Source organism: Neorhodopirellula pilleata, assembly GCF_007859915.1.
Taxonomy (GTDB): domain Bacteria; phylum Planctomycetota; class Planctomycetia; order Pirellulales; family Pirellulaceae; genus Rhodopirellula; species Rhodopirellula pilleata.
This window is the reverse complement of the sequence record NZ_SJPM01000010.1, coordinates 189,145-214,914: the sequence shown is the minus strand read 5'-3', so window position 1 is coordinate 214,914 and position 25,770 is coordinate 189,145. Positions and strand designations below refer to the sequence as shown.

General features: G+C 57.4%; 21 protein-coding genes. 9 read left to right on the top strand and 12 right to left on the bottom strand.

Translation table 11 applies throughout. The annotated features are described in order from the left end of the window. Positions 1-139 precede the first annotated feature (139 nt). Positions 140-589, bottom strand: coding sequence for an anti-sigma factor family protein (locus Pla100_RS21210; RefSeq protein ID WP_231603308.1), 450 nt, complete (start codon positions 587-589; stop codon positions 140-142). Between the two features lie 126 nt (positions 590-715). Between Pla100_RS21210 and Pla100_RS21205 the strand changes: the two genes are divergently transcribed. From Pla100_RS21205 to Pla100_RS21185, 5 genes are all read left to right on the top strand, one after another. Beyond that, positions 716-2,014 carry a CCA tRNA nucleotidyltransferase gene (locus Pla100_RS21205; protein WP_231603307.1) on the top strand — a complete coding sequence of 433 codons (1,299 nt, stop codon included), beginning with the start codon at positions 716-718 and terminating at the stop codon, positions 2,012-2,014. Beyond that, positions 2,011-3,495 (top strand): DUF805 domain-containing protein, encoded by a 1,485-nt coding sequence (locus Pla100_RS21200; RefSeq protein WP_146579909.1) that lies wholly within the window; start codon positions 2,011-2,013, stop codon positions 3,493-3,495. Before Pla100_RS21205 ends, Pla100_RS21200 begins: the two co-directional genes overlap by 4 nt. Positions 3,496-3,658: 163 nt before the next feature. Beyond that, positions 3,659-4,468, top strand: coding sequence for an SDR family oxidoreductase (locus Pla100_RS21195; RefSeq protein ID WP_146579907.1), 810 nt, complete (start codon positions 3,659-3,661; stop codon positions 4,466-4,468). Positions 4,469-4,508: 40 nt separating this feature from the next. Then, on the top strand, positions 4,509-5,585 hold the full coding sequence (locus Pla100_RS21190; RefSeq protein WP_146579905.1) for a sugar kinase: 1,077 nt from the start codon (positions 4,509-4,511) through the stop codon (positions 5,583-5,585). Positions 5,586-5,610: 25 nt separating this feature from the next. Continuing rightward, entirely contained in the window at positions 5,611-5,859 is a 249-nt protein-coding gene (locus Pla100_RS21185; protein WP_146579903.1) for a (2Fe-2S)-binding protein, read from the top strand. A 653-nt stretch (positions 5,860-6,512) separates the two neighbouring features. On the opposite strand, the gene Pla100_RS21180 is transcribed toward Pla100_RS21185, so the two are convergent. From Pla100_RS21180 to Pla100_RS21145, 8 genes are all read right to left on the bottom strand, one after another. Then, entirely contained in the window at positions 6,513-7,823 is a 1,311-nt protein-coding gene (locus Pla100_RS21180; RefSeq protein ID WP_146579901.1) for a DUF1552 domain-containing protein, read from the bottom strand. Positions 7,824-7,832: 9 nt separating this feature from the next. Continuing rightward, complete coding sequence (locus tag Pla100_RS21175) at positions 7,833-10,376, bottom strand: DUF1592 domain-containing protein (RefSeq protein WP_146579899.1); 2,544 nt, start codon at positions 10,374-10,376, stop codon at positions 7,833-7,835. 169 nt (positions 10,377-10,545) lie between these two features. Continuing rightward, the gene (locus Pla100_RS21170) at positions 10,546-12,348 is read right to left on the bottom strand and encodes an FMN-binding protein (RefSeq protein ID WP_146579897.1); all 1,803 of its coding nucleotides are present in this window, start codon (positions 12,346-12,348) and stop codon (positions 10,546-10,548) included. 5 nt (positions 12,349-12,353) lie between these two features. Beyond that, complete coding sequence (locus Pla100_RS21165) at positions 12,354-13,943, bottom strand: beta-cystathionase (protein ID WP_231603306.1); 1,590 nt, start codon at positions 13,941-13,943, stop codon at positions 12,354-12,356. Between the two features lie 56 nt (positions 13,944-13,999). Further along, positions 14,000-14,404 (bottom strand): flagellar hook-basal body complex protein FliE, encoded by a 405-nt coding sequence (locus Pla100_RS21160; RefSeq protein ID WP_146579893.1) that lies wholly within the window; start codon positions 14,402-14,404, stop codon positions 14,000-14,002. A gap of 109 nt (positions 14,405-14,513) precedes the next feature. Next, entirely contained in the window at positions 14,514-14,933 is a 420-nt protein-coding gene (gene flgC, locus Pla100_RS21155; protein WP_146580044.1) for a flagellar basal body rod protein FlgC, read from the bottom strand. A 135-nt stretch (positions 14,934-15,068) separates the two neighbouring features. Beyond that, positions 15,069-15,584 carry a flagellar basal body rod protein FlgB gene (locus Pla100_RS21150; protein WP_146579891.1) on the bottom strand — a complete coding sequence of 172 codons (516 nt, stop codon included), beginning with the start codon at positions 15,582-15,584 and terminating at the stop codon, positions 15,069-15,071. Between the two features lies 1 nt (position 15,585). Then, positions 15,586-16,011 carry a histidine kinase gene (locus Pla100_RS21145; RefSeq protein ID WP_146579889.1) on the bottom strand — a complete coding sequence of 142 codons (426 nt, stop codon included), beginning with the start codon at positions 16,009-16,011 and terminating at the stop codon, positions 15,586-15,588. A gap of 124 nt (positions 16,012-16,135) precedes the next feature. On the opposite strand from Pla100_RS21145, the gene Pla100_RS21140 reads away from it, so the two are divergent. The 4 genes from Pla100_RS21140 to csrA all read left to right on the top strand — a co-directional run bounded on the left by Pla100_RS21140 (position 16,136) and on the right by csrA (position 20,023). Continuing rightward, entirely contained in the window at positions 16,136-17,374 is a 1,239-nt protein-coding gene (locus tag Pla100_RS21140) for a S26 family signal peptidase (RefSeq protein ID WP_146579887.1), read from the top strand. A gap of 434 nt (positions 17,375-17,808) precedes the next feature. Then, the gene (locus tag Pla100_RS21135; protein WP_231603304.1) at positions 17,809-18,675 is read left to right on the top strand and encodes a cysteine peptidase family C39 domain-containing protein; all 867 of its coding nucleotides are present in this window, start codon (positions 17,809-17,811) and stop codon (positions 18,673-18,675) included. Positions 18,676-19,075: 400 nt separating this feature from the next. Next, a complete protein-coding gene (gene fliW, locus Pla100_RS21130) occupies positions 19,076-19,540 on the top strand; it encodes a flagellar assembly protein FliW (RefSeq protein ID WP_146579883.1) in 465 nt (154 codons plus the stop codon). A gap of 258 nt (positions 19,541-19,798) precedes the next feature. Beyond that, on the top strand, positions 19,799-20,023 hold the full coding sequence (csrA, locus tag Pla100_RS21125) for a carbon storage regulator CsrA (RefSeq protein ID WP_007325270.1): 225 nt from the start codon (positions 19,799-19,801) through the stop codon (positions 20,021-20,023). Positions 20,024-20,077: 54 nt separating this feature from the next. Here the strand turns inward: csrA and Pla100_RS21120 are convergent, their stop codons facing one another. The 3 genes from Pla100_RS21120 to Pla100_RS21110 all read right to left on the bottom strand — a co-directional run bounded on the left by Pla100_RS21120 (position 20,078) and on the right by Pla100_RS21110 (position 25,713). After that, positions 20,078-23,254: an FAD-binding and (Fe-S)-binding domain-containing protein gene (locus Pla100_RS21120; RefSeq protein ID WP_146579881.1), complete on the bottom strand. Its 3,177-nt coding sequence runs from the start codon at positions 23,252-23,254 to the stop codon at positions 20,078-20,080. Between the two features lie 33 nt (positions 23,255-23,287). Then, positions 23,288-25,165, bottom strand: a complete 1,878-nt coding sequence (locus Pla100_RS21115) for a Mur ligase family protein (RefSeq protein ID WP_146579879.1) — start codon at positions 25,163-25,165, stop codon at positions 23,288-23,290. 254 nt (positions 25,166-25,419) lie between these two features. Continuing rightward, entirely contained in the window at positions 25,420-25,713 is a 294-nt protein-coding gene (locus Pla100_RS21110; RefSeq protein ID WP_146579877.1) for a hypothetical protein, read from the bottom strand. Positions 25,714-25,770: the final 57 nt, after the last annotated feature.

Sequence of the window (25,770 nt, the reverse complement as noted above, 5' to 3'; positions counted from 1 at the left end):
GGCTGCCAGGCGAAAGAATGACCTAGTCGTCTGGGACAGCTAAAAGTTAGGGTAGTGGATCTTGTTAAAGATCCTGTAGCGGTCGGATCTTTAACAAGATCCACTACAGCCAAACCTGATTTTTAGCTGTAACAGACCACTAGCGTTTGCGCAAGTGTCCGGCGCTGCTCTCGAACAAGCGTCCGCGTCGGATTCGCGAATCATGAGTATCGCTTTGCGATTGCTTCAGATCATCCAGGTTCGCGTTACAAACCCGACAATGGATTTCGCCTAAGTGAAATCGAATGTAGTCCGCCTCGGACGGTGACAATTGTCCTGATAGAAACTTCGTCAACTGAGTTCGGTCCGGGCAACTCAATCGCTGTCGACGCCAAATCGCACCGATCGTGTGCAAGCCAGCTAGGTTCTGGCCTCGCAAAATCGTCAAACGCTGCTGCAAGGCAGGCTGTTCCCGCAGCGCCGCTTCGAGCCGAGAGGACAGTTCAGGAGCGAGTTCCTCGTCCAAGAAAGCGATCAATTGAGCGTCGGTGAAATCCGCGTTCATAGGATCAGGATCGCCGAATCGAGTGTCGCTGGATTGGTTCCCCATCGCATGGTCTCGTAGTGTGGGATCGCTGGTCGATCTTGGGTGGGGTGAAAGGCCGTTTGTGCTAAACTCCATCCTAACGTAACCCACCATCGTACGCACCGGACTTCTGTTTAAGCTGGGATTAAGTTGTCGGACTCATCGATCACGCTGCCTGATTCGACGCTGGCTTCACCGCCTGCCCGGGAAGCGGTCCGTATCATCGAGCAACTGCGCCGATCGGGCTTTGTAGCCGTTTTGGCGGGCGGTTGCGTGCGTGACGCGTTGCTCGGCCGAACGCCGAAGGATTTCGACGTGGCGACCGATGCGACTCCCGATTCGGTTCGGGAAGTTTTTGGCAAACGCAACACGTTGGCCTTCGGGGCTTCGTTCGGCGTGATCGGTGTTCTGCCGCCTCGTCGATCGCAAGACGATTCATCCGGCTCTGCTGCGGTTTTGCGTGAGCCCACCGAAGTGGCCACGTTTCGGGCCGACGGAAATTACTCCGACGGCCGACGCCCCGACAGTGTTACCTTCGGCGATGCTCAGGCGGACGCGCTGCGGCGGGACTTCACGATCAACGGGATGTTCTACGACCCTTTGGCGGGTAAGGTCCTGGATTACGTCGGCGGTTTGCAAGACTTGCGAGAGAAACATTTGCGGACGATCGGAGACGCTGTCCGCCGGTTCGACGAAGACAAACTTCGGATGCTTCGGGCGGTGCGGTTCGTCACGACATTGGACTTAACGATGCAACCGCAAACGCTCGCGGCGATTCAAGAACACGCCGGAACGATCGGAGTCGTCAGCGGTGAACGGATCGGTGCCGAGATGCAACGCGTCGTCGCGCACCATTTCGGTCACCGGGGTTTGAAATGGTTGGTAACGTCTGGTTTGCATCGGTTCGTTTGGCCGGGGGCGGAGACGATGGATTGGGAACGATTGCAAACGCGATACGCTCGGATGGACTTACTAACGTTCGAGACCGGCATGGCGACGTCGCTGTTAACACTTCATGATTCCATCGCGGCCGCGACCGAAGACCTTCGCCGACTCGGTAACAACTGGAAGTTATCGACGGCTCACCTGCGGGCGATTCAAACCGCAGTGTCGACGGCCGAGCAACTCGTCGATTGCGAAACGATGCCGTGGTCGCGTTTGCAACCGCTGCTGATCGATCGCGACATTTCGACCACGCTGAATGTCGCCAAGGCGATCGCCGATCCAGAAACAAAGGCGGGCGTCGACCGAGCCGAACACGAACTCGGACGGACCGACCGGCCACTCGATCCGCCACCGCTGGTTACCGGAAATGATTTGATTCAACGTGGCATCACACCGGGGCCACATTTTCGGGAGTGGTTGTCGCACTTGCGTCAGGCTCAACTCGATGGTGAGATCTCGACGTTCGATGAAGCGATTCAGTGGATCAATAGGCAGGACTCATGAGCGAACAACCCAATGCCATCTTGTTGCATCCATGTCGATGGTTTGTCGTTGACGGCCCCGTCACGCGGTCGGAGTACTTCACGCTGGGAATCGCTTTGTCGTTGGTCAAGTATGCGATCGAGTTTTCAGTCATCCTGTTCCTCACCGGTCATCTTTTTAGTCCTTGGGAATTCTTGAATCCTTGGCTCAACAGCAAAGCAGGGTTCCTGGACGCGTCGCCTGAGTTGGCGATCGTGTGGTTGCTGTTCACGATTCCGTTCGTGATGATTGCCGTTTCGATGAGCATCCGACGCGCGGCCGACGCCGGGCGTAGCCCATGGTGTGGATTGTTCATGATGGTGCCGCTGTTGAATTATTTCGTGATGACAGTGCTTTCGATCTTGCCGACTTGGACCGGCACGTCCGACTTGCCGGAGGATCGAGACGGGCACGTCGCGCAAGCGGCATTCGCGCCACCCGCGCCGGTTCGGGACGATGAATCGGAAGAATGGGAGAACCCGTACGCGCCGCGGAGGCCTTCGGCGACGGCGGCGTTCTATCCGGCCTTGGGGATCGGTGTTTTGATCCAAGTCGTTGTGGGATTACTGAGTGTTTGGGTGCTGCGTGAGTACGGCTTGATCCTGTTCTTCACGACTCCTTTTTTCGCCGGGGCTGCCTCGGGAGGTTTCTTCAATCTTCAGTACAAGTATTCCGCCGGGTTGTTGTTTTTGTTGATCGCGGTCATGAATCTTGTGTCCTACGCGGCCATGTTGTGTGTCGGGCTCGATGGCGCGATTTGTTTGTTCATGGCGTTTCCGTTGCTGTGGCCGGTCAGTTTCTTTGGCGGGCTGCTCGGCCGTTCGATCGTTACCTCCCGATTGCGCGGCCGTGACGAACGACGTGGGCTGTATGCGTCGATGATGTTGTTGCCGCTCGCGTTGCTTCTCGAGCCGCTCGATCATCACCGCCAACTGCACCGGGTCGATACGACGGTGATCGTCAACGCGCCGACGCCGGAGGTTTGGAAACAAGTGGTCGCTTTCCCCGAGATCACCGCCGAACCGGCCTGGTTCTTCCGTGCCGGCATCGCCGCGCCGATCCGAGCCCGAATCGAATGCACCGGTGTGGGGGCATGTCGGTATTGCGAATTCACGACGGGAGCGTTCGTCGAGCCGATCACCCAGTGGGACGAACCGGTCACTGCCAAGCAATCCGGCAAGCTCGGCTTCGACGTGCAGTCCCAGCCCCTGCCGATGGAGGAATGGACTCCGTTTTCCGGATTGCATCCGCCGCATTTGGACGACGGTTTTGTCAGCCGCCGCGGTCAATTTGTGCTGGAACCTTTGCCAGACGGGCGGACACGATTGACCGGCACGACTTGGTACGACATCGACGTACGTCCTCGCTTGTACTGGAAAATCTGGGCCGATCCGACGATCCACGCGATCCATCGACGGGTGCTCGATCACATCCAGACCGTTTGCGAATCTGCGACTCCGTAAGCATCGCGTGAACATTAAGTGGTGGCGACTTTCAGTCGCCAAACCCTGAAACGTCGACTGAAAGTCGACGCCACGTTAAGAATCCATCACTTATTGTTCACGCGATGCTAAGCACCCGGAGACGGCTTTTCGGCGAACATCCGCCCGACTATGGTATTCGCCTATGAATACTCTTTTTGATCTTAAAAATGATGTTGCCGTCGTGATCGGCGGTACGGGCGAATTGGGCGGACACATGGCCGAGGCGCTCGGTAGTGCCGGGGCGAAGGTCGCCATCGTCGGTCGAAACAGCGAACGCGGCGGTGCTCGAGCCGATGCCATTGAAGCGGCCGGCGGCCAAGCGAAGTTTTTTGCCGCCGATGGGCTGAGCCGCGAGTCGCTCGAAGCCTCCCGCGACGAAATCACCGCATGGGCGGGCACCCCGACCGTCTTGGTCAATGCCGCCGGCGGCAACCATCCCGCCGCGACGATTCCGCCGGGCAGTGATGTTTGCCAACTCCCCCGCGAGGCTTGGCAAACGGTATTCGACTTGAACCTCGTCGGAGGGGCACTCCTGCCCAGCCAAGTGTTTGCGCCTGCGATGATCCAGCAGGGCGTCGGTAGCATCATCAACATCGCTTCGATGTCCGGCATCATTCCGCTGTCCCGCGTCGTCGCGTACTCCGCCGCCAAGGCCGCCGTGATTAACTTGACGCTGTGGTTGGCCCGCGAATGGGCAACCACAGGCGTCCGGGTCAACGCGATCAGCCCGGGCTTCTTTCCCGCCGAACAAAACCGCAAACTGCTCTTCAACGAGGACGGTTCCTACACCGACCGGGGCGGCCAGATCATCGGGCATACGCCGATGGCTCGATTCGGCAAGCCGGAAGAGCTTGCCGGTGCGACGATCTGGTTGGCCAGTCGCCAAGCGTCCTCGTTTGTCACCGGACAAAACATCGCTATCGACGGCGGCTTTGCCTCCGTGACCATCTGATCGATTCGTTCTCAATTCCCCACTCTTTCCACTGCCGACCATGATCCAGTTACGCGACGACGCTAAGTATTCCCTCATCATCCCGACCAGCATGGGCGTCCGCTTGACGCCGGTCGATCACCAACCGTTTCATTGCAGCGACACGTTCAAGATGCAGGGCACGAGTGCCGAATCGAACGTCGGCAGCATTTCGTCGTTCTTGGGATTGCCGGTCAAAATCCTGACCGCGTTCGTCAAAGACAGCCCGGTTGCTCGGTTCATCAAAGACGACCTAGCCCGTCGACACATGGATTACGAAGGCCCTGAGTTCGAGCAAGACACCCCGTGGGGTGTGCGGCACCAGATCAATATGGCCGATAGTGGTTGGGGTTCACGTGGGCCCCGTGTTCAAAACGACCGTGCCGGCGAAGTGGGCCGCAAACTCAACGTCAAAGATTTTGACTTGCAACGTATCTTTGGTGACGAAGGTGCCAAGATCGTTCACATGTCCGGTTTGATCGCCGCGTTGTCGGAAGAGACCAGTGAATTCTGCTTGGAGATCGCTCGGGTTGCCAAGAAGAACGGAGCTCGAATTTCATTCGACCTGAACCACCGGGCGTCCTTTTGGAAAGGCCGTGAGGAATTGTTGTCGGCCCAGTTTAAAGAAATCGCCAGCTTGTCGGATATCTTGATCGGCAACGAAGAAGATTTTCAATTGTGCTTGGACATCGAAGGCCCTGAGGCGGGCGGCAAAGGCATCGGCGCGAAGATCGACGGTTTCAAAGGCATGATCAATCGCGTCAAAGAACAGTACTCCGGTGCGACTTTGTTCGCAACGACGCTGCGTGAAGTCGAGAGCGCCAACTCACACATGTGGGGCGCGATCGTTTCGCACGGCAGCGAGTATACGGTCATCGAGCCGCGACAGATCGGTGTCTATGATCGTATCGGTGGTGGCGATGGATTCGTCGGCGGATTGCTCTACGGCGTCCTCAAGGGTTGGGACGCCGAGAAGTGTTCGCAGTTCGGATGGGCGACGGGAGCATTGACCGCGACGCTCAATACCGATTACGGCCAACCGGCCGACGAGGATCAAGTTTGGAGCATCTGGAAAGGCAACGCTCGCGTGCAACGATAGGTTCGCCGCCAATGTAAGGTTCACCATGAACGACGACGATGATGTATGCCTGTGCTTTCACGTGTCGCGTCGAAAGGTGATCCAGTTCATCCGCGTCGAACAACCTCGACGCGCCAGTGAATTGTCGAACTGCTACGGGGCGGGTACCGGTTGCGGATGGTGCCGCCCCTTTTTGGAACGGTTGATGGAATCGGAACGTCCCGAATCGGAATCATTGCCCGCCCCGCATGATTACGCCGAGCAGCGAGCCCAATATCGCCGACGGCAACCGTAGGCTGGGTGGAGGAGGCTTTGCGACGAACACCCGGCATTGCGATGGGAAAAAGCCGGTTGAAACATACGCCTGCCGGGTCTCCGCCGAAGCGGCTGCGACCCAGCCTACATCAATGCGGATGGTGCCGTCCCTTTTTGGAACGGTTGATGGAATCGGAATGTCCCGAATCGGAATCATTGCCCACGCCTCATGATTACGCCGAGCAGCGAGCCCAATATCGCCGACGGCAACCGTAGGCTGGGTGGAGGAGGCTTTGCGACGAACACCCGGCATGGCGATCGGGAAAAGCCAGTTGAAACATTCGCCTGCCGGGTCTCCGCCGAAGCGGCTGCGACCCAGCCTACATCAATGCGGATGGTGCCGTCCCTTTTTGGAACGGTTGATGGAATCGGAACGTCCCGAATCGGAATCATTGCCCACGCCTCATGATTACGCCGAGCAGCGAGCCCAATATCGCCGACGGCAACCGTAGGCTGGGTGGAGGAGGCTTTGCGACGAACACCCGGCATTGCGATGGGAAAAAGCCGGTTGAAACATACGCCTGCCGGGTCTCCGCCGAAGCGGCTGCGACCCAGCCTACAGGAGATGAACAACAGGCAGGGCGAGAACCATATGGCAAATCGGCTGTTAGACAACAGCCAATCGCTAATCGCCTAACTCGCAATCGGCAGGCCGTCCATCGTGCTGGTGCCGGTGGAGAACTGGTCCACTTCCATGCCGAATTGTTGAGCCAAGGACACGAAGAAATTCGTCAGCGGATAGTTTTCTTTTTGACTGAAGGCCAAATGTCCGCCGTGACGGAAACCACCGCCGCCGATCAGGACCGGCATGTTTTTGTTGCTGTGATTGGACGCGTTGCCCAGGTTGCTGGTCAGCAGCGATGTCGTTTGATCGAGTAAATTGCCTCGAGCGTCTTCGTAGCCGTTGAGGTTGCGAAGGAAGCTGCCCCACTGGGCCACGACGGCTTCTTCGACGATCGCGAGTTGTTCGAGTTTGGTTTCATCGCGGCCGTGATGGCTCAGCGAATGGTAGCCCTCCTCGACGCCTTCGATCGGCACCACACCGCCGCCACCGGGCAAATGCAAGGTGATGAACCGCGTCGAATCGGTTTCCAGCGCGAGTTGCATCACGTCACACATCGTCTTGAATCGACCGACTAGGTCGTTGGGGTTCTTGATGTCGACGGGCTGTTTCGCTTCCACTTTCGGCTTGGCCATCTTGGCCCACTTTTCGGATTGCTCCATCCGTTGCTCGAGTTGCCGAACGCTGGTGAAGTAAGCGTCGAGGCGATCGCGATCGCCACTGCCGAGGGTGCGTTGCAATGATTTGGCGTCGTCGCCCACCAAGTCCATGATCGAGCGGCCTTGGCGGACACGCGCGGCTTGTCTCTCGCGTTCTCGCGGTGAATCGTCGATGAACAGCTCCGCGAACAGTTGCGAAGCTGAGGTAATCGGCGGAATCATGGCGCCGCTTTCGGTGTAGCAAGGACTCGTGCTGCCACCGGTGCTCAGCACGAGCGAAGGAAACCGCGTCGCATCGCCGAGGTGTTTGGCAAGGTACTGATCGATCGAAATCGAATTGACCGCCCGCCCGCTCGTTCCCATCGCGGTGCCGGTCAAGATACTAGCTTCGGCGCGGTGGCCGCCGGTCACGCCGGGGTGCGACGCACCTGAAGCGATCGTCAACCGATCCCGCAAGTCTTCGAGCGACTTCAGGTACAACGACGGCTTGTACTGTTTGCCTTCGCCCTCGGGCATCCAGTTTTCGCTAACGAGTCCGAGTCCCATCGTGACCGCGACAAAACGTCGGGGGTTTTGTGGATCATTGGTTGAGGCCGGCTCGGCGGCAAACGATGGTCGCATCGCCGATAACCACGGCAAACTCATCGCCACCCCGCCGCCACGAAGCACGGTTCGGCGGTGAAGTTTTTGTCGGAAATTGAAGAGAGTATTTTCGATGTTCATGATAGAAGACTATTTCTTTAAGAAACCATCGCTGGCGATGACTTGATCTAGGATCGAACGGAAGCCGTGTTGGTCTTTGCGAGTTTGAGCCACCATTTTGTCGAGAATGGCACGGTCGGAGAAACTGATGGTGGCCCCACTCGAGTAAACCAGCAACTGCGAGGCCAAGTTGCGAGCAAGGATCGCGGGGTCGCCGGCGATTAAATCGCGGAACTCATCAAAGGTTTCGAATTCGCGTCCGTCGACCATCGTGTAGCTCGGATCGACCTTGCCACCGCGTTTGTATTTGCCCGCAACGAGTTGTTGGTATTGTTGTCGCCACTTACCGCCCGCGTCGAAATTCTCCAGTGCAAAGCCTGGTGGATCGAAACTTTTGTGGCACGAAGCGCACGACGGGTCGGCTTCGTGTTTGGCGAGCAATTCCCGAATCGTCGTGGCCCCGCGAATGTCTGGTTCAACGGCAGGCACGTTCGCGGGAGGCGCCGGAATTTCCATCCCTAGAATTCGCTCGCAAACCCAAATACCTCGCAGGACGGGCGAGGTATCGTTGCCGTTGGCGGTGACTTTCAAGATCGATCCGTGAGTCAACAAGCCACCACGTTGGGCGTCTTTCTTCAACTTGACCAATCGCATCTGGTCATCGAGTTGATTCGCCGAAACGCCACTGAGTTCATCACCGATGTCATAGTACCGAGCCAAGCGGCTGTTCATAAACGTGTAGTCGGCGTTGATCATCTCGCTGACCGGCCGATTCTCGGCGAGCAACTTGTTAAGAAATCGGTGGGTCTCCTGGAGCATGGCGTCCTGCACGCCGACATCAAAATCTTTGAAAAGTCGTCGGTCCGGTTCGGTGAAATCAATGTCGATCAGATCGAGCCAGTGTGCGGCGAAGTTCGCGACGAACTGTTGGCCGTCGGGGGTGGCGAGCAATCGTGTCGTTTGGCGACGCAGTTCGGCGGGATCGTCCAGTGACCCTTGCCGGGCCGCCACTAACAACGCCTTGTCCGGCATCGTGTTCGTGATCAAGTAACTCAGCCGCGAAGCGATCGCCCAGTCATCCAATCGACCATCCGCACCGGAGGGCTCGGTCAAGTACAGGAAACGTGGCGAACATAAAATCGCGCGGTAACCCGATCGCAGGGCTTCGTAGTAGGCTTGCCCACGTGGCGTCTTGTCTTGCGCGTCGGTGTCGTCGTTGCCACGTAAGTTACGATACAAATCGACCGCGAACTCCACGTAGGGTTGCAGCAGGTCAGGCGACGTCGGACGTCGAAATGCGTACTGGGCAAACTGCGACAGTTGGCTCTGCAATGCGATGGCGGCCGCCTCGTCGTCCACATCGTCCAGGTTGGGATAGGAGCGTTTCGTGTTTTTGTCCCATTGCATCGATGCGCCACCGAACAAACGTTTTCGGACCGTCGCCACATCGCCGCCGGGAAACACTCGGGTCATCTTGAGTGAATGCATCGCCACCCCGGGCACATCTTGATTTTCGCACTCACCGAAACCAACTTGCCCGCCCTCCGTTCGTGCTTTGGCCAAGGTCACGTCGGACGGACGAATCTCGAGCATGTGGTTTTCAGGAATCCAGGCTCGATACTTCATCGTCTTCGGCTCTTTGGTTGCCTCGAAACCGCCGATCCAGGTCATCAGCGGGGCGCCCGAACTGCACTCGCCGCTGCGGACGCTGCACCACACACCATGATCCTTGGGCGACTTAACCGCCGAAGCGGTGACTTCGATGTCGTACCAGCCCGATTGGTCCACTTCGCTGTTACTGATCCTTCCGTAGAAAATCAGACCGTGGCTCCACACCACCGCCAACCCGTCTCGCATTTCCGGGTCACGGTTGCGTTGTTTGGGGCGTTTGTTGGCGATCTTTTCCGGGCCGTAATCGATCGACCAATCTTGGTCGGGCAACATCGCCCGGTCGAAGGCGGCGTCCAACGCGGCGTCGACCACTCGCAAGTGGGATTGCAGTTGAAAGTGGGACATCGCTTGCGCTTCGGCCAAATGAACAAAGCCATGGGTGCGTTGTTCGGCAGGCATCAAAGATGCCAACGGCACGTCAATGCTTAGAAGATCATTGAGTGTGTTTTGCAATTGTTGGTTCGTTAAGCGACGACCTTGCACACGACCGTCTTGAGACCTTGCCAAACGTTCGGCTTGATTGATCGCTTGGCTTGTCGGCGGCAAAAACTTTTGAAGCTCTTTGGCGTCCACGACGGCGTCTTCGGGCGGAGGCATTTCGCCGTTCTGTACTCGGTCAAAAACCCGCACCCACTGCTCGATACTCTCCGCGTCTGACAAATCGCCCGGCAAAGCATTGACGTCAAAGTCACCTTCCCCAGAGTCGCCGTCATGGCAGTCCATGCAGTTTGCGCGAACGAACGCCATCGAAGATGCAGGAATGGAAACCGAGGGCGAAGCGGGACTGGCTTGGGCGTCGGTTCGAACGTTTTCAGGAGTGACCGCGTTAGCAAACGAAGCGAGCCAAATGACGCATGTGCCAACAATGAAACCCGCCGAAAGGATTCGGAACATGATCTTCATGAATTTCAGGAAGGTGGTAGTCAGACCGCGTAAGAGGTGGGAAATCGATGACGCGGTCGGGGAAGGAGCGTTGAATTATACCAGGTCTGGCGACGGTAGGCGAATTGAATTCGTGCGACAATCCGGACCGGCTGAACCGTTGACCGCCTCGCCTTTCCGCTCGAATTTCTCAGACGATCGATCGTCTTGCCAAAAATGAAACGAGTGCAATGAGTAGCAAACCCGATGCCGCCCAATCAAATCGGCTCCATCGATTACTACTCGTTTTGAGCCGAATGTGTTCAATCAAACGCCCCGTCGGGCAGCCTAATCGACAATAGCCCATCGGAATCGTCGCGGAAAACAGCAGGGTCGCGACCGCGAACACGATCGCCGACCAAGATGCGATTGTCCACAAGTAAGCATGAAAGGGTTCGAGCACGGACACGTCGGTTTGCGGCCGGAACAACAGCAACACATACGCGACCGCGAGCGTTACGGCGGGTAAGTTGGCCAAACGAGCATGCCATCCTCGCGGCAAGTTGCGTTTTCGTTTCGATGTGGCACCGGGCCGAATCAATTGCTGGATCGCGCCGTGAGGACACAGATGGTTGCAGTAGGGATTGCCGCGACGTGTCGGCGGGATCACCATCGCAACCGCAACGAGTCCGACCAAGCCGATCGCCAAATACCAACTGACGCCTGACGTGGTCCAACCGGCGATCAGAGCGAGCGAAATTAAATTGCCCGTCCATCCACCGATACCAATGATCACCAATATCAACCACGCCGTGCGAATCGGCTTGCGTCGCATTTGATGCGTCCCGACGAGAACGGCGAGCAACATGATGAGCCCGATCGTTATGCCGTCGGCAAGCGTCCATCGGATCTGGCTGATCGCTTGCTCGATCCGGTCCCAACGTCCCGGCGGTGGGGAGGGGGCCGTCCACTGCTTCAATCCCCCGGTTGCTTCGATCTTCGCCGCCACCTGGGGCAACGTGTAGGCGATTGCCATGCTCGTCATGGTCGCCCCGGAGACGCCTTCGACTCCCTCAGCTTGGACGTTGAATGCCGCTAGTTCGGTGATTGTCTTGCCACGGAAGAATTGCCAAAAGGAATATTCCTGTGGCACGTAACCGACGTAGGGTTCGTTATCAAAGGATTGTCGCACGACCGGTTTGAGCAGTTTGCCGTCGCCGTCGAAACCCAACAGCATTTCCGTCGGCCCTTGATAACCGACTTCGTTCTCGACGAATGCGCCGGTCCGAACGAGCGTGCCCAGAACGGACTCGGGGTCGTCAACGTCGGCGACGACGGTCGCCACCGGATCACCGGAAACGCCTTGAGCGTCCGGGAAAACTTTTTGAGCATCCTCCAAACTCAACGGCCGATCGAAGACCAACGAACGTGTTTCGCTGCCGAGTCGTTTCAAGATGCCGCGTGCCATCGCGAGGCTTGTCAGTGTGGCACCGGAGACGCCGTCGATGTTAACGGAAGAGTCGTCGATCGATCGACCGCCCCAGGTTAAGCCGACGAATTGATTCAGGAACGCCGGCGAGTTTCGAACCTCGTCGACGTGTTCTTCGGTGTCGTGACTGCCGAGCACATCGACGGCGACGATCGCTTGTTGTTGATCAAGTATCAAGACCGCTTCGGTCGGCCCGCGGTAACCGGCGACGTCTTGAGCAGCGGGCAAGGTGCGAGCGGCCCATCCGATCCGGTTGCCCGCCTGATCTTGCAGTTCAAACAAGCCCCGATCATTCGCAGTTGGTTCGACACGAGCGACCTCAAACGCTCCGCCCGTTGCCGCGATGACCTGTTCGAGCGTAGGTGGTGAAACGGCGGCTTCGTCATCGATGGTGAGATTGCCAAAGGCAAGTCGCTCGCCGAGCGACCGTCCATGGGGCGAAGGCAACAGCAACAACAAGCCAGCCAAGATCGAACATCGGATCGCGTGAACCAGCCAGGTTCGATAGGTTGGAGGAATCGACATCTATCCTACGCGGCTTCGCCGATCCAACTTCGCAGTACATTAGCGGCGACCTCGGGATTGTTCTCAACCAAACCGACCAATTCTTGTTTGAGTGAACCACCGGTGATCTCCATTTGTTCGGTCTTGCCTTCCACCTCCTCCGATGGCGCGGGCGGGGCCGGAAGTTCCAAACCGAATCCTTCGGCGAAAGCTGCCGGATCGGCATCACCGCCGATGGATTTCATGGCTCCCCGGGCGACCAGCAACGCCATCCCGGCCAACAGGATCATGGCGATCGTTTGCCAGGAGTCGGCCAGCCAAGTCAGTGCCGCTTGGCTGGTTCCCGAATCGGCGACGTCCCGTTCCGGTAGATCGGGATAATCCCAGACTTCAACTAACGGAAATCGGTCTTCGCCGGCGGAAACCTCGGGCAGCATGGGAGTGACCGCAGACTGAATCGCGAGCTTGGTTTGATCTCGCAACTTTTGCAATTCGTCGTTGTCCATCGCAGGGGCATCCGCGCCGGTCTTGTCGGGGTTACTTATGAGAAATTCTTCCGCCCAAACTTTGCGGTAGTAACTACGTGGCAGACCGATCGAAACGCGAATTCGTTTGACGGGCAACCCGGCGATGCGAGTGGTTTCGTATTCCTGACCGGCGACCTTACTGCTGGTTCGTTCGTCTTCTTTGGTTTTCGACGTCCGCGCTGTCGCGTCGATCTTCGCCGGACGGTTGGAAATCGTGTTGGGTTGAGCCCCTGGTACGCCGCCGGGCACGGGGCTGGAAGATTCGACTTCCATCTTGCGAGACGTTTCGGCCAACGTGGTGGGTTGATCGGCGTACTTCAAGCTGGCTTTTTCAACGCCCATCGTGGGGTCGATCTCGGCGAACGTCTTGACATGGATTTGTCCGTAGCCGGCGAGTTGCGATCGGATTTTTTGTTCGTAGTAAGCTTCCTTCTCGCGTTGTTTCTTCGACAACGGATCTTCGTCCTCACCACTGCCGGGCATCGTGACGCTGTTCGTGTCGGTGACTTGCACGTCGTCGACCCGCATTCCGGCAAACGACGCACGGATCATTTCTTTGATCATTTGCACGCGAGCTTGCGACAACGGTTGCAACCCTTCGGGTTGAACGATCACGCTCGCCGATTGCGGACGGCTGCGCGACAATCCCATCCGCTCGCCTTCGTCGTAATGCACCGTCGCAGTGCGAATGTCGGGGAACTTGGTGATGTTGTCGCTGAGGTCTTGTTCTTTGGCGTGCATCACACGGGCGATGCGTTGTTCACTCGAATCGAACGGCGATGTTGAATCGAGTGCCGATTGAACATGGGTTCGCAACGACATCGGCAGTGCGGAGGATTGTTCGAGCGCCGCAAGATACGCACTACGTTGATCGATGGGGATCTTGATCCGGCGAGATTCACGTTCCCACCCGGTCAATCCCGCGCTACCGAATGCTAACTCGGCGGCGTCGATGTCTTTTTCATCAAGTAGCTTTCCGCCGAGCAGGTATTCGTATTGAGTCGACGTGCCGCCGCGAACCAGGAACCCCAGCGCGAGCACGATGACGACGAGCAACAACCCGGCGATGACCCGTGAGGGAATCGGCATCGAGCTGAAAACGTTTCGGAACTGTTCGATCGCGGTCTGCAACATAAGAACTCAGATCAGATTTGGATTTGCTGAACTTCGCGGTAGGCGTCCATTAATTTATTGCGGATTTGCAACAACATTCGAAATGCCAAATCCGCTTTTTGAACCGACGTGAGCACTTCGGCTTCGTTGACGTCACCGCCGGTGAGCATCGTATTGACCATCGCGTCGGCACCCGACTGCATCGACTGGACACCGCGGACTTGATTGATCAACAGTCCTGGCAAACCACCGATGTCTTGCGAAGGCGATCCAATGGACTGCGTTCCGGCGGTTTCGAGATTAAGCGAAAACCCTGGTGAACTCGCAAGGCCGCTTGTTTGGGAATGTGATGTGCCGAGTGAGTCGATCTTCGCAATTCGCGCAAACGACGGTATAGCCGGCGGTGCGATCGGAGAGAAGCGAAGGGGTGTGGACATCAGTCAGACTAAGAGCCTTTGCGAAAAGGGGTCTGACCCTCTCCGACGTTAACAAGAAACAACAAAACCGAATCGCTTCCAAAGGGTCAGACCCCTTTTCGCAGAGGCTCTATGCCAGGATTGCGAGTCGCTGACGGCTCATGTCTTTGCTGATTTCGATCACGCCGATGTTCGCCTCATAGGCGCGGGTTGTTTCGAGTGCGTCGACCATTTGCGTTGTCAAATCAATATTGGGATAGGCCACATAGCCTTCCCATTCGCCCTCTTTAATTGCGAGAGGGTGTTCGGGTTGATAGCGATAAAGCGGCTCGGATTGATCGACCAGGATCTCCGATACCTTTACACCGGCCGCGTCTCCCTTGCCTTTCGTCTCGTCGGTTTGAAAAACCACTTGGCGGGCGCGATAAGGGTTCGGGTTGCCGTTCTCGTCGACGAGCGATGAGATGTTGGCGATGTTGCCCGAGATCGCGTTGAGTCGAGTTCGTTGGGCAACGAGCGCCGAAGTGCTGATGTCCATTGCGCTGACCATCATGATTTTCTGTCCTTTGTGGTACTGAGTGCCGATCCGATAACCATTCGTTGCATCGCGTTGATCGCGGTTCGAGTCGCGAAAACCGGTGCTAACGCCCATCGGCTAATTCTGAGAGCGGTTTTTGGATAGGCTTTAGGCGCGTTCGGTGATCGCCGCTCGCAATAGCTCGAATTGGTTTCGCAGCGTCGAGATGGCTAGGTTGTGGAGGTGTTTGTTTTTAGAAATTCGATTGACTTGTTCTTCCAATGACACGTCGCTGTTGTCGTGGTAGACGATCGCTTCGGTGGCCGCCCGAGGGCCGCTCCATCGATCGTCACGCGTTTCCGCTGCGGTCGGACCGACGGGTTGAAGCCGCGGGTCTTCGATCGAACCCGGTGACATTCCGGCTGGTCCGGCGAGCCCGAATTGGACGGCCAGTTCAGGCGGAAAGCCCGGCATCGTCGGCATCTGCGAGGTGGCCGATTGTTTGGAATCTTGAATGGACTTTGCCAGCGAGGCTTGGAACTCGCTGACGTTCAGGTCGCGGCTGCGATAGTCCGGTGTACTCAGGTTCGCGATGTTGCTTGCCAACAACTCATGACGCCGCTCGGTAAACGAGAGCGTTTGTTCCAGAGCACCGATGGTGGTCGCAGCCAACGGATTGAACATCTCAGGCGGCTCGGCGGCGAGCGGATTGATGGTAGGTGGGCAGCTTGGCCGTGACAGCGGCCCCGCCTTGCGGGCAGTTTTGCCATGACAGCTCGGCGGCCATGGCGGCGGCGATCATCGGCAACTTGCATGCCCGATGGGCGACGTCGGTGCCCGTATCGGCAATCTCGATTTCAATTCCGGTGGGCGTTTGACATCCGGTGATCGTCATCTCCCCGCCTTCAGGCATTTCGTTGATCGCCTGACGGACGAGACTCTCGATCAACTGGCAAAACGATGCCGAATCGGTGGGCAAACGGAGCGAAAAATCGATGTCCACTTCCAGGCAAATGGCTGCGGCGTGTTGCCGCAAAACATTCGAAGCGACCGATTCGACAATTATGGCTAAAGGATGGTTCGTCTCTTCGCCGATCAAACGATGTGACATGGTAGGATTCCAATTCTGCGGGCAAACACAACGCGTCCTTACGTTGTTGCTTGACCGTTAGCGTATTTTCACGCACGGATGCAAGTCCATTTTCTTGCCAACGTCACCCGCAGGGACTCTCCCTATGCGACGAAACCACCATGGCCAGACGATCACTCGCCGCCGATGGGTGAGCTGGATGACGTTCGCGAGCACGGCATACTTGGTTGGTTGCCGTAGCCGAAACGTCTCTCAATCCGAGCGAATGTTCTATCGCGTCGCCGGGACGTCCATGAATCCGACCCTATGGGATGCCTCGGTGGTCGTTCGGTGCCCCGCGTGTCACATCCGAACTCGGGTCGACGCAGAGGTGGTCCGCCAAACCGCCTCGGAGAAAAAACACTTTTGTTGGAATTGCGGACGGCACGATGATTCGGCTCCCGAAATCGTCGAGCGTCTGCCGCCGGATCGCTTGGAAGTGACCCAGACAGATCGTGCTGCGATCGTACCCGGCGATGTTGTGGTCCTGGAGTCGTCACCGTCAGTCCGATTCGATCATTCCGACGCCGCTGCGAACGGCAAGCGGATCGCGGAAGTCAAACGTGTGTTGGCCGTCGGAGGACAACGTGTCTCGGTCGATCCGCTGGGGCAATTGTTGGTCGACGGTTGTCTTCCTCAATGGGCGAAGATTCAAACAACTGACGAATCTGGAAAGTTCTCGCAAGTCGGTTTAGGTCCGAACCGAATTGCGGTCAGCGACACGTCATGGGATGTCTTTGCGACCGATAGTCTGCCAATGGACGGACGCTGGCACATTGATGAAGAGGGCTATTGGACGTACACGCATCGGTCCGTCTACCGTGGCGGTCGGCCAGCAAAAATCATGGATGATTATCCATGCAATTGGCATCTCGAACGAACGTTGCATCCCGTCAATCAAATCCTGGTCACGATTGATTGGCAGTCGAAATCGAGCATTCGGCGGCGAGTTCATTTCCGATGCCAGGGGTGGCGGATCGGTTCGAGCGAAGCGGCCGTTCAAACGATCATGATGGAACCGGACGAACCATCGATTCGCGTGGTGTTCAATCGCATCGAACACGTCGAAATGCCAGCGGTGATTGCATTTCGGGTCGAGCCGGCGGACTCTGTTGACCGAACGGCGAAAGACGAGGGTTCTCCATCGGTCATTCCCACTCGCCTGCGGATCGATCGGCCCATCGTTTATCGGACCGACGATCGGTTGCCCGCGTGGACCAACGTCACATTAAAAGACAACCAAATCTATGTTGTTGGTGACAACGTCCCCGTCTCGATCGACAGCCGACATCGGGGGCCGATTCCTCGATCTGCGGTCTTGGGAACGGTATCGGTCCTTCGCTGACCGGCTCGTTATCGAGTGCGTTCGTCAGTTTTTGTGAGCCGATGACGCTAGCGGGCTGTTGATTTAGTCCTCATCGAAACCCGAAGCGTGAGCGAGGGATACATACAAAGGACTTAATGGTGATGAATCCCTCGCTGACGCTTCGGGTTACGATTAAATCATCGCGTCGTGACGCGCCGTGTTGCGCTCATCCAATTCGGCATCGCATTTGCTTTCACATCGTCTTCACAATTGTGAAATCTCACCGAATTGGCGAAAGACGCACTTCTTCATAAAGAAATCCGGGTTTTTGCGACGAAAAGGGGGTATTGCCCGCGCACTGCGGCTCCCCACTCACGTATAGTTAACATGATCTTCACAATAAAGACGTCGTTTCTTCATTTTCATCGTAAGCGGATGTAACCGCAGCCGGAGGGGCTTTGATGACCTCAGGATTGTCTCGAACTGATTCCGAGTTGGCCTTCGCGGTCCTTGTGATGACGGTCTTGACTCTCCTCGCCTATCGAATCGGCAGCCGTTATGAAGTCAAGTCGCAGCGTTGTGAGCACGCAGTTTTGTTGGGGATGATCAGCCTCGCGTTCCTGTTGGGATGGAGTTATTTCGGCCGTCTGGTGTGGGCCGAGACGATTCAATCCAGCTCCGTACTCTGTTGGTCCAATCTTACCCCGATCGCTTTGGGGTTTGCCGGAGGGCTGGTCGGCCACACCCGAGGACTGCGACGCGGTCTCCGGCCGATCGCCGTGGCGATTTTTATGGCGTTGGCGATCGGTTTTGTCGCCACGCCGATCGCTCGACCGGTGTTTTTTCCGCTCGACCTGCCGGCCCAATCCCAATGGAAAAATGGTGTTTGTCTGCAATCCCATGAGTCGAGCTGCGCCCCGGCCGCTGCGGCGACTCTGTTGCGACATCATGATATTCCTGCCAACGAATTCCTGCTCGCCGAAGCTTGTCTGAGCAGTCGGTTGGGGACGGCTCCGTTGGGACTTTATCGAGGATTGAAGTCGATCGCCGGAGAACATGGTTACGTCGCCAAGGTGGCCGGTCGCGATCCGTCGCGTTGGATTGCAACGGGGCAGTTACCGTTGGTGGCCGTGGTTCAGTTTCCGACCGGTAGCGGTTCAGTGATCGAAAATCGATTTTTGGGAAACCGTTTTGCCGGACATGCTGTGACGGTCATGGGCCGCACCGACGGTGGGCGATGGCTGATCGGCGATCCGGCGGTCGGAAAACTATCATGGTCCGACGCGGAATTGCGATCTCACTTCACCGGTGAAGCGATCTTCTTGAGCAAGCAACGTTAATGCGGCACCGCCGCCAACTATCCCTCGCTTGCCGGTCTGTTGATTCAATCGTTTAACGGCAAGCCGCAGGCGACAGAGTTGGAAGACGCGGGCGCCTGCGGCTTGCCGTTAAACGAAAACGCCCAAACGTGCACTCAATCAACACGCCGTTACGCGTCGGGTTACGACTACATCAACACGCCCCTGCGCTTCGGACTTGTATCGTTTGCATTTCAATAGGCGAAACGTGGCGATCACTGAATTCATCGTCCTGCGATCCTATTTTCAGGATATTCGGAATAATCGGTCATCCGGACCGTCGGTTTTATCCGATTAAAAGTACGAGAGAAGCTCTGATTTGGCCGAGTGGCCCGACGGCTTTCTTGATTTTTCTCACTTACCTGCGAACCGGAAGTCTGCCATGCGGATCGACACCCATCGCTTCGGCACCTTGGAACTCAACGCCGATCAACTGTTCTTGTTTCCTCAAGGACTCGTTGGGATGGAAACACTGCATCAATGGGCGTTAATTCCCGATCCAGATAACGAATCGGTTGCCTGGTTGCAGTCGGCGGTTCGCGGCGATCGCGCCTTGGCGGTCATCAGTCCCCGAGCTTTTTTTCCTGATTACCGTGTTCACATTGGACGTCGGGATTTAGCGAGTCTGCATTTAACGAGCGGTTCAGAGGTCTACATCATGACCACCGTGGCCGGTCATGTCGGAAAATTAACCACGAACCTGCGAGCCCCGTTGCTAGTCAACCTGGATCGGCGGTTAGGTTGCCAAGTCATTACCAACGATGACCGCCCGTTACGACAACCGTTGCCAACGAAAGTTCATTCGCTCGAAGAGCCGATGCCGATCAGCCAAACACGCGCCGCCTAAAACAATCGATTCACGGTGGCGAACCCGCACGACCGGCAAGTGCGGACCTTCTCAGGCGGGCGTGGATAAATTCTTGCCCACGGTCGATCAATCTTCTTAGCGAGGCGAAACAACGGGTGTTGTTTCTGACTGAAGACCTCGCTTGATCGTTGCGATGGAATGCAGATCACGGCAAGGATTGCCGAACCGATAGCATCACGATTCCAACCAATTTGGTCCGATTGATCTTCCCCCCTGATATCCAAAACCGAGGACATCATGCTCGTCCTTTCCCGACACCGCGACGAAAGCATCATGATTGGTGATGACGTGGTTGTGACCATCGTAGACATCCGCGGCGACAAAGTTCGCTTAGGCATCGAGGCGCCCCAGGCGATTCCGGTGCACCGACAAGAGGTCTATGACGCGATTCAACGCGAGAATCGTCGAGCCTCGCAAACCGGCGCGGGTGCCACCAAGGACGTGCGACCACCTCGCGATTGAGATCGGCGGCGAACTTCGGGGCGTCGGAACTTGAATCTTCCGGCTCGCCGACGTTTACCTCTGACGTAAATCGGGGCACGGCAACCGGCCGTAGGCGTGGGCAAGCAACTTCAAGGGGTGGATGGCTTCGTAGTCTCCACCGTGTTGCATTTGCAACTTGCACGCGCTGCATTCGGTAGTCGGCGAACAGTTCGTCGCTCGTCGAACGGCTGAAACCATCGGCCAGCCGATCCGCAGGCTATTGCGATAATTCTTCCGCTGCAGCCCCCAGGTTCCGGCCATCCCGCTGCATCCTTTGTCGAGCACTTCGACCTCAAGTTCGGGGATCAATTGCATCAAACGGGCGGCCGACATGTTTGCGTCGATCACTCGACTGTGACAAGGCTGGTGATAGAGAACACGATGCCGAATCGGTGCGAACTCCAGCGTCAGTCGGTCCTCCTGATGCAACGACCAAAGATATTCGCACGCTTCGTGAGAATGTTCGGCGACTAGGTGAGCGTCTTCGTTGTCGAGCAGATTCGGGTATTCGTGTTGCAAACACAGTGCCGCAGCCGGCTCGGTCGCCAACACGGTGTAACCCTGCCGAACCGCTTCGGACAGAATCCGCACGTTCCGCCTCGCCACGCGACGGGCCCCCTTCAAATCGCCAGCGGTGATCCGGGCCATCCCGCTGAGCGATTGACCGACGGGGACGTAAAAACCGATCTGGTTGTGTTGCAGAATTTCAGCAAGTGCGCGGCCGATTTCCGGGTCGTGATAGTTGGCGAAGTGATCGACGAAATACACCACTTTCAATCCGCCGTGGGGAGACGCTTTGTGCCACCGACGTCGCGTCGCGTATCGAACGAACGACTCACCGGCGAGCGCGGGGATCTCCCGCGCCGACGACAATCCGAATAGTCGCTCCCCCAGCCATCGCACGGCGGTACGTCTGAGCAAGAAATTGGAAAGCCAAGAAACTCGTGAGGCGACGGCGGACACGACATCGATCCTCCCCATCAACCAATCCGACAACGGCAAGCCGTTGGTCGCCACGTACTGCGCCTTGATCTCGCCGACCACCTTGGGGATATCGACCGATGCCGGGCATTCGACCCGGCACGAATGGCAATTGAAGCAAAGGTCCGCGACCGCTTTGGCTCGCTCTCCGGTGAGTTCGTTGACCGAAAGTTCACCACTCAAAACACCACGCAACAGGTTGGCTTTGGCCCGTGGGGATGCCTCTTCGGTCGCCGTGATCCGAAACATCGGGCACTGCCGCTCGTTGTCGTTGTGCGCACGACAACGCGCGCAACCATTGCATGCACGCGTGGTTCTGGTGATCGGCGAACCGCCCGGCCACTGCTGCAAGACTTCAAGTTGAGGCGATGGTTGGTGCGGCAATAGGGAGGCGACCAGTTTGGTCGTTGCGGATTCGGTGAAACCCGATGCGTGCTTCCGAGCGACTTCTTCGGGGAAATCACTCTTCGATTCGATCTCGTCTAGTTCGTCGACGGAGTCCGGTTCGGTCGCCGCATTCGTTTGCCCCGAACTTCGACGCATCGGCAAGACGCTGCGTCCCGATGCGACGATTTCAATGGTCTGGTCGGCAGGTCGTAGGTTCTCGTCTGGCTTTTGCAGAATCGCGCCGAAGAGTTTGCCGGGATTGAACCGGTGTTGTGGATCGAAAAGTCGTTTCACTTGGCCCATCGCCGGCCACAACTCGCCGAATTGCATCGGCATCAGGTGCGAACGACTTAACCCGGCGCAATGTTCCACACCGATCTGGCCTTTGAGTTTCCACACCGCTTCGGCGATCGCTTCGCTGAGTGGTCGGATTTGTTTGCGGTCAATCCCATCGGCCATGTCCAACATCGGTCGAATGTGAAGCTGGCCGTGACCGGCGTGGGCAAACACGGTGGCGGTGACGTGGAACCGTTTCAAGACATCCTGAACCGCGACCAACATCTGCGGAATCTGCTCCGGCGGACTGTAGATGTCTTCGACAAACGGCAACGGCAACGCGGTGCCGCTGACGCGGTACTGACGCGGGATCACGCGACGAAACAACGCCCAGAATAAATCTCGTCGTTCATTTTGAACGGTATCTTCGGACGCGAACGCGGCGTCATGGCCCGAGGCGAGTACTTGCCGCAAGATGGCCAAACGATGGTAGAGGTCGCCTAACGATTCACCCTGGATCTCGACCAACATACCCGCTTCGGCTTCGCGGGGGACCAAGTCCGTGAACCGCTTTTCGCCTTCGCGGGCGATCTGCAACAACCGCCGGTCCATCACGTCACAGGCGATCGGACCATGGCCGAGTGCGGAAACGGCTGCTCGCATGGCTGAGTCAAGCCGGTGAAAAAACAACAACACCACACCGCGATGAGCGGGAATTAGCTCGGTCCGCAACGTCGCATCGATCATGACCCCGATCGTGCCTTGTGTCCCGGCGAAAAACTTGCCCAAGTCTACGACGCGTTGATGATCAACCACGTCATCGATTCGATAGCCGTTGCTCGCCGGCGAGCGGAACGGGCCGGCTGCCAATGGATCTTTGAATTGATTGCGGATTTCATTCAGTCCTCTCGCGACTCGACGGATGAACTCCGTCTCTCCAGGTGCGTCGGGCTCGTTACGGTGCGACGAATCGGTCCTCGCCGGCGGTTGAATATGGTTTCGCAGATAAAAGTCCGGCGAATGTTGAGCCAACTCGACCAATTGGCCGCTCGCGTTGATCATTCGGACCGATTCGATCGTATCGCGGGCCGAACCGCTGCGCAGGAAATGACTACCCGAGGCGTTGGTCGAAATCACGCCGCCCATCGTCGTGATCGCGCGAGTCGCGGGATCGGGGCCGAACCACCGGCCGTAATGGCTCAGTAGGCGATTGACGCTCGCCAGTGTCGCACCACTTTGGACGGTGATGCGACTGCCGTCGTCCGACGGAATCATTCGCCGTAAGTGCGTCGACATGTCCAGCACGATGCCCGGGCCGAGCGACTCGCCCGCGACGCCGCTGCCACTACCACGACAATGGATCGGTAGGTCTTGGTCGTTCGCGTACAGAACCGTTGCCGTTACGTCGGCCGCCGAACGAGGACGCACGACCGCGAGCGGTCGAACTTGATAAATACTCGCGTCGGAAGCGTAGAGTTGCAGCGAGACGTTGTCGCACAATACCTCCCCTTCAACTAGTCCGCGAAGGTCATCGTGCAATCGTTGGCGATTCGTGTCAGTGGGCATTGGCACCATTACCGCCCACAGGCGATGGGTTCGTCAAGCGTCAGGATGAAACAATTTTAACTTCGGTGGAGCCGCCGGCTCGCCCGGAGAGGGGGCGTTTTGACTTGATCGAGATCGAACCCCCGCGATCAGCTCTTCCACACGGCGGATGTCGGCGCGTTGGCGGAGCGGCGTGGAGCGATCCAATCCGCCCAGCACAATGATCGTATCCTGCGGTCGCGCCGCCTGCATCGCCCAACCGATCGCGCGTTCCTGGTCGGCAACCAATCGCATCGCCGCACAGTCCTCGACGCCGTCGAGCACGGCGTGGCTCATCGCCAAAAAGCCGGCTTTCTCGGAAGGATGGCAGGTCAAGATGCAATGATCGGGCAGCGTTTCGAGCAACCGCCCGTACAACATCAACGTTTCGGAAGTGTCCTCGATCGATGGCGCCAGAACGCACCAAATCTGCCCGCCGCGAGTTCGCTGGGATTGAACCACGTCTTCCATCGAGAAGAGCATCGGCTCAACAACACCGGTCGCTCCCTCAACGTGATTTCGCAGTTGTTCCCGCAGATGTTCCAGGACAAAGGCTCCCCGAGCGGGACTGCCGCAGGCGTCCAAGTACACTTGAGGCTGCGTTTGAGCGGTTTGCCAATCTTCGCAAGTGATCCGCTCGATCCGACCGGGAATCGAGCGCAAACGGCTCAACGACTCGGCGATCTGAACCAGCGGGTTTTCGGTCGCCACGCCCACCGCCGCGGCAGCGGCCAAGGGTGCGGTGAAACAACCGAATCCGATCGTCGACTCCATCATCGCCGAGTTCATCTCGTGCCGGATCATCGCGGTCAATACGCCGTCTTGATGATGAGCCGTTTTCAATGAAACGTCTGCCGGCGTATCGACACCATAGCTAAAAATCGTCAAACCGGACGCCGTCGCCGCTGACATGGCGGTCGCATCGCTGACATTCACAATCAAGATGCCATCGGGCAACACACGTTCGATCGCACAATCGATCGCCGAAGGACCAAAGTCAGTTCGTGGGCGATTGCGACCGGTGATGACGAGCATGTCCAAACCGATCTGATCATAGCCGCCCGAACGCAATGCGTTGTCTTCGAGTTCCAAAACGGCAATGGCGGCTCCCGCATCGGCAGCTTCATGAATGCGGCGCAACAGCTCCGCACCACGAGGAACCGGCTGATCAATCGTTTCGGAACCGATCCCGTCGCTATGTCCCAAATCGGTTTCGTAGGCGACACGGCACGGGGAGTCTTTCAAGACCGTCGCCAAGCATAGAGCGGTGGATGTCTTGCCACTCTCGCCGACCACGCCGATGGTCAGCAAACGCTGATCGGGACGGGTGCCGTTCTCATCAATCAGTTCTCGCGAAGCGATCTCGGCCAACGCGCGATCGGTATCCCCGACGATGCACTGAACCAACGGAACGGGAAGGACTTGCTCGGTCAAGATCCCCGCCGCACCGCGTGCGAGCGCCGTGGCGATGAACTCCACCGGGCAATCCAAGCCGATTCGATAAACCACCAACTGCCCTGGAGTACATCGTTGCACCGACTCGGCGATCGATTCAAACCGAATGTCGTCGCCGGAAAAAAAACGTACCTGGGGCAACAGGTCCTTCAGCGAACGCGCCGTGTCATTGACGACATCGTTGTGGGACGACGCCGAGTCCGACGGCTCGTGAATCTTCAGCAGATGGCTTGGTTCGCTACCGGATAAATCCAGGTCCGCTTTGGGCGTACTCGGCAAATCGGACGGGGCCAAATCGGAACGGCCGTTGCTAATCGCTAAGAGGGACGCCTTACTGAGTCGACCCTTCCGCGAATACGATTCGGACCGAGCGACGAATGGGGAAGTCCAAAAGACGTGGGCATTTTGTGAACGATGCCGATTGATTGCGTGATGCATCTCGTCGCCTCCATGCTGACGGGAAGAGTTTCACAATGCCACTTCGACTGCATGACCGATGAGACGGTCCGGTGGTCGAGATGGTGTTGTCACGGGAATTCCTTTCCCGCGCCGAACTCGCTCCTGCTCGTTCGATTCGTCCAATTGTTCCCATCTGCCCGAAACCGTCAAGGTCGAAAATCAAAGTCATTCGGCCGCCGATTTGCTAGCAAACGATCCCGATGCGTCATTCGCAGGGATTGCCGCGAGGAGATTTATTCGTCGGAGAATAAACGGTCGACCACGGAATGAAGGTTCTGCCGAAATCCGCCCAATGCCGCATCCGATAGCAACTCCGAGCGATTGCTTTTCATGATTGCGGCGGCAAGCGGTTTGTGTTCCCGCCAATCGTCTAACGTGAACCCGCGGATGTCGACATAAACTTCACCGAGCTGATTGGTCACTTTGGGAACGAGGAAAAAACCTTCATCGCCCCGGACGAGGTGGTAGTGCATCGCGCCGTACATCAACACGGCCCCCAATAACATTCCAAAGAAAAATCGCGACATTTTTATCAGTTCCCAAGCGTTGCAGCAGCGTTCATCTTGGGGATCAGACAACGCGAA

What these genes read in the sequence shown, in the direction of transcription:
- Pla100_RS21210 (WP_231603308.1), bottom strand. Translation starts at nt 589, where the DNA reads ATGGGGAACCAATCCAGCGACACTCGATTCGGCGATCCTGATCCTATG.
- Pla100_RS21200 (WP_146579909.1), top strand. Translation starts at nt 2,011, where the DNA reads ATGAGCGAACAACCCAATGCCATCTTGTTGCATCCATGTCGATGGTTT.
- Pla100_RS21195 (WP_146579907.1), top strand. Translation starts at nt 3,659, where the DNA reads ATGAATACTCTTTTTGATCTTAAAAATGATGTTGCCGTCGTGATCGGC.
- Pla100_RS21190 (WP_146579905.1), top strand. Translation starts at nt 4,509, where the DNA reads ATGATCCAGTTACGCGACGACGCTAAGTATTCCCTCATCATCCCGACC.
- Pla100_RS21185 (WP_146579903.1), top strand. Translation starts at nt 5,611, where the DNA reads ATGAACGACGACGATGATGTATGCCTGTGCTTTCACGTGTCGCGTCGA.
- Pla100_RS21180 (WP_146579901.1), bottom strand. Translation starts at nt 7,823, where the DNA reads ATGAACATCGAAAATACTCTCTTCAATTTCCGACAAAAACTTCACCGC.
- Pla100_RS21175 (WP_146579899.1), bottom strand. Translation starts at nt 10,376, where the DNA reads ATGAAGATCATGTTCCGAATCCTTTCGGCGGGTTTCATTGTTGGCACA.
- Pla100_RS21170 (WP_146579897.1), bottom strand. Translation starts at nt 12,348, where the DNA reads ATGTCGATTCCTCCAACCTATCGAACCTGGCTGGTTCACGCGATCCGA.
- Pla100_RS21165 (WP_231603306.1), bottom strand. Translation starts at nt 13,943, where the DNA reads ATGCCGATTCCCTCACGGGTCATCGCCGGGTTGTTGCTCGTCGTCATC.
- Pla100_RS21160 (WP_146579893.1), bottom strand. Translation starts at nt 14,404, where the DNA reads ATGTCCACACCCCTTCGCTTCTCTCCGATCGCACCGCCGGCTATACCG.
- flgC (WP_146580044.1), bottom strand. Translation starts at nt 14,933, where the DNA reads ATGGTCAGCGCAATGGACATCAGCACTTCGGCGCTCGTTGCCCAACGA.
- Pla100_RS21150 (WP_146579891.1), bottom strand. Translation starts at nt 15,584, where the DNA reads ATGTTCAATCCGTTGGCTGCGACCACCATCGGTGCTCTGGAACAAACG.
- Pla100_RS21145 (WP_146579889.1), bottom strand. Translation starts at nt 16,011, where the DNA reads ATGTCACATCGTTTGATCGGCGAAGAGACGAACCATCCTTTAGCCATA.
- Pla100_RS21140 (WP_146579887.1), top strand. Translation starts at nt 16,136, where the DNA reads ATGCGACGAAACCACCATGGCCAGACGATCACTCGCCGCCGATGGGTG.
- fliW (WP_146579883.1), top strand. Translation starts at nt 19,076, where the DNA reads ATGCGGATCGACACCCATCGCTTCGGCACCTTGGAACTCAACGCCGAT.
- csrA (WP_007325270.1), top strand. Translation starts at nt 19,799, where the DNA reads ATGCTCGTCCTTTCCCGACACCGCGACGAAAGCATCATGATTGGTGAT.
- Pla100_RS21120 (WP_146579881.1), bottom strand. Translation starts at nt 23,254, where the DNA reads ATGCCCACTGACACGAATCGCCAACGATTGCACGATGACCTTCGCGGA.
- Pla100_RS21115 (WP_146579879.1), bottom strand. Translation starts at nt 25,165, where the DNA reads ATGCATCACGCAATCAATCGGCATCGTTCACAAAATGCCCACGTCTTT.
- Pla100_RS21110 (WP_146579877.1), bottom strand. Translation starts at nt 25,713, where the DNA reads ATGTCGCGATTTTTCTTTGGAATGTTATTGGGGGCCGTGTTGATGTAC.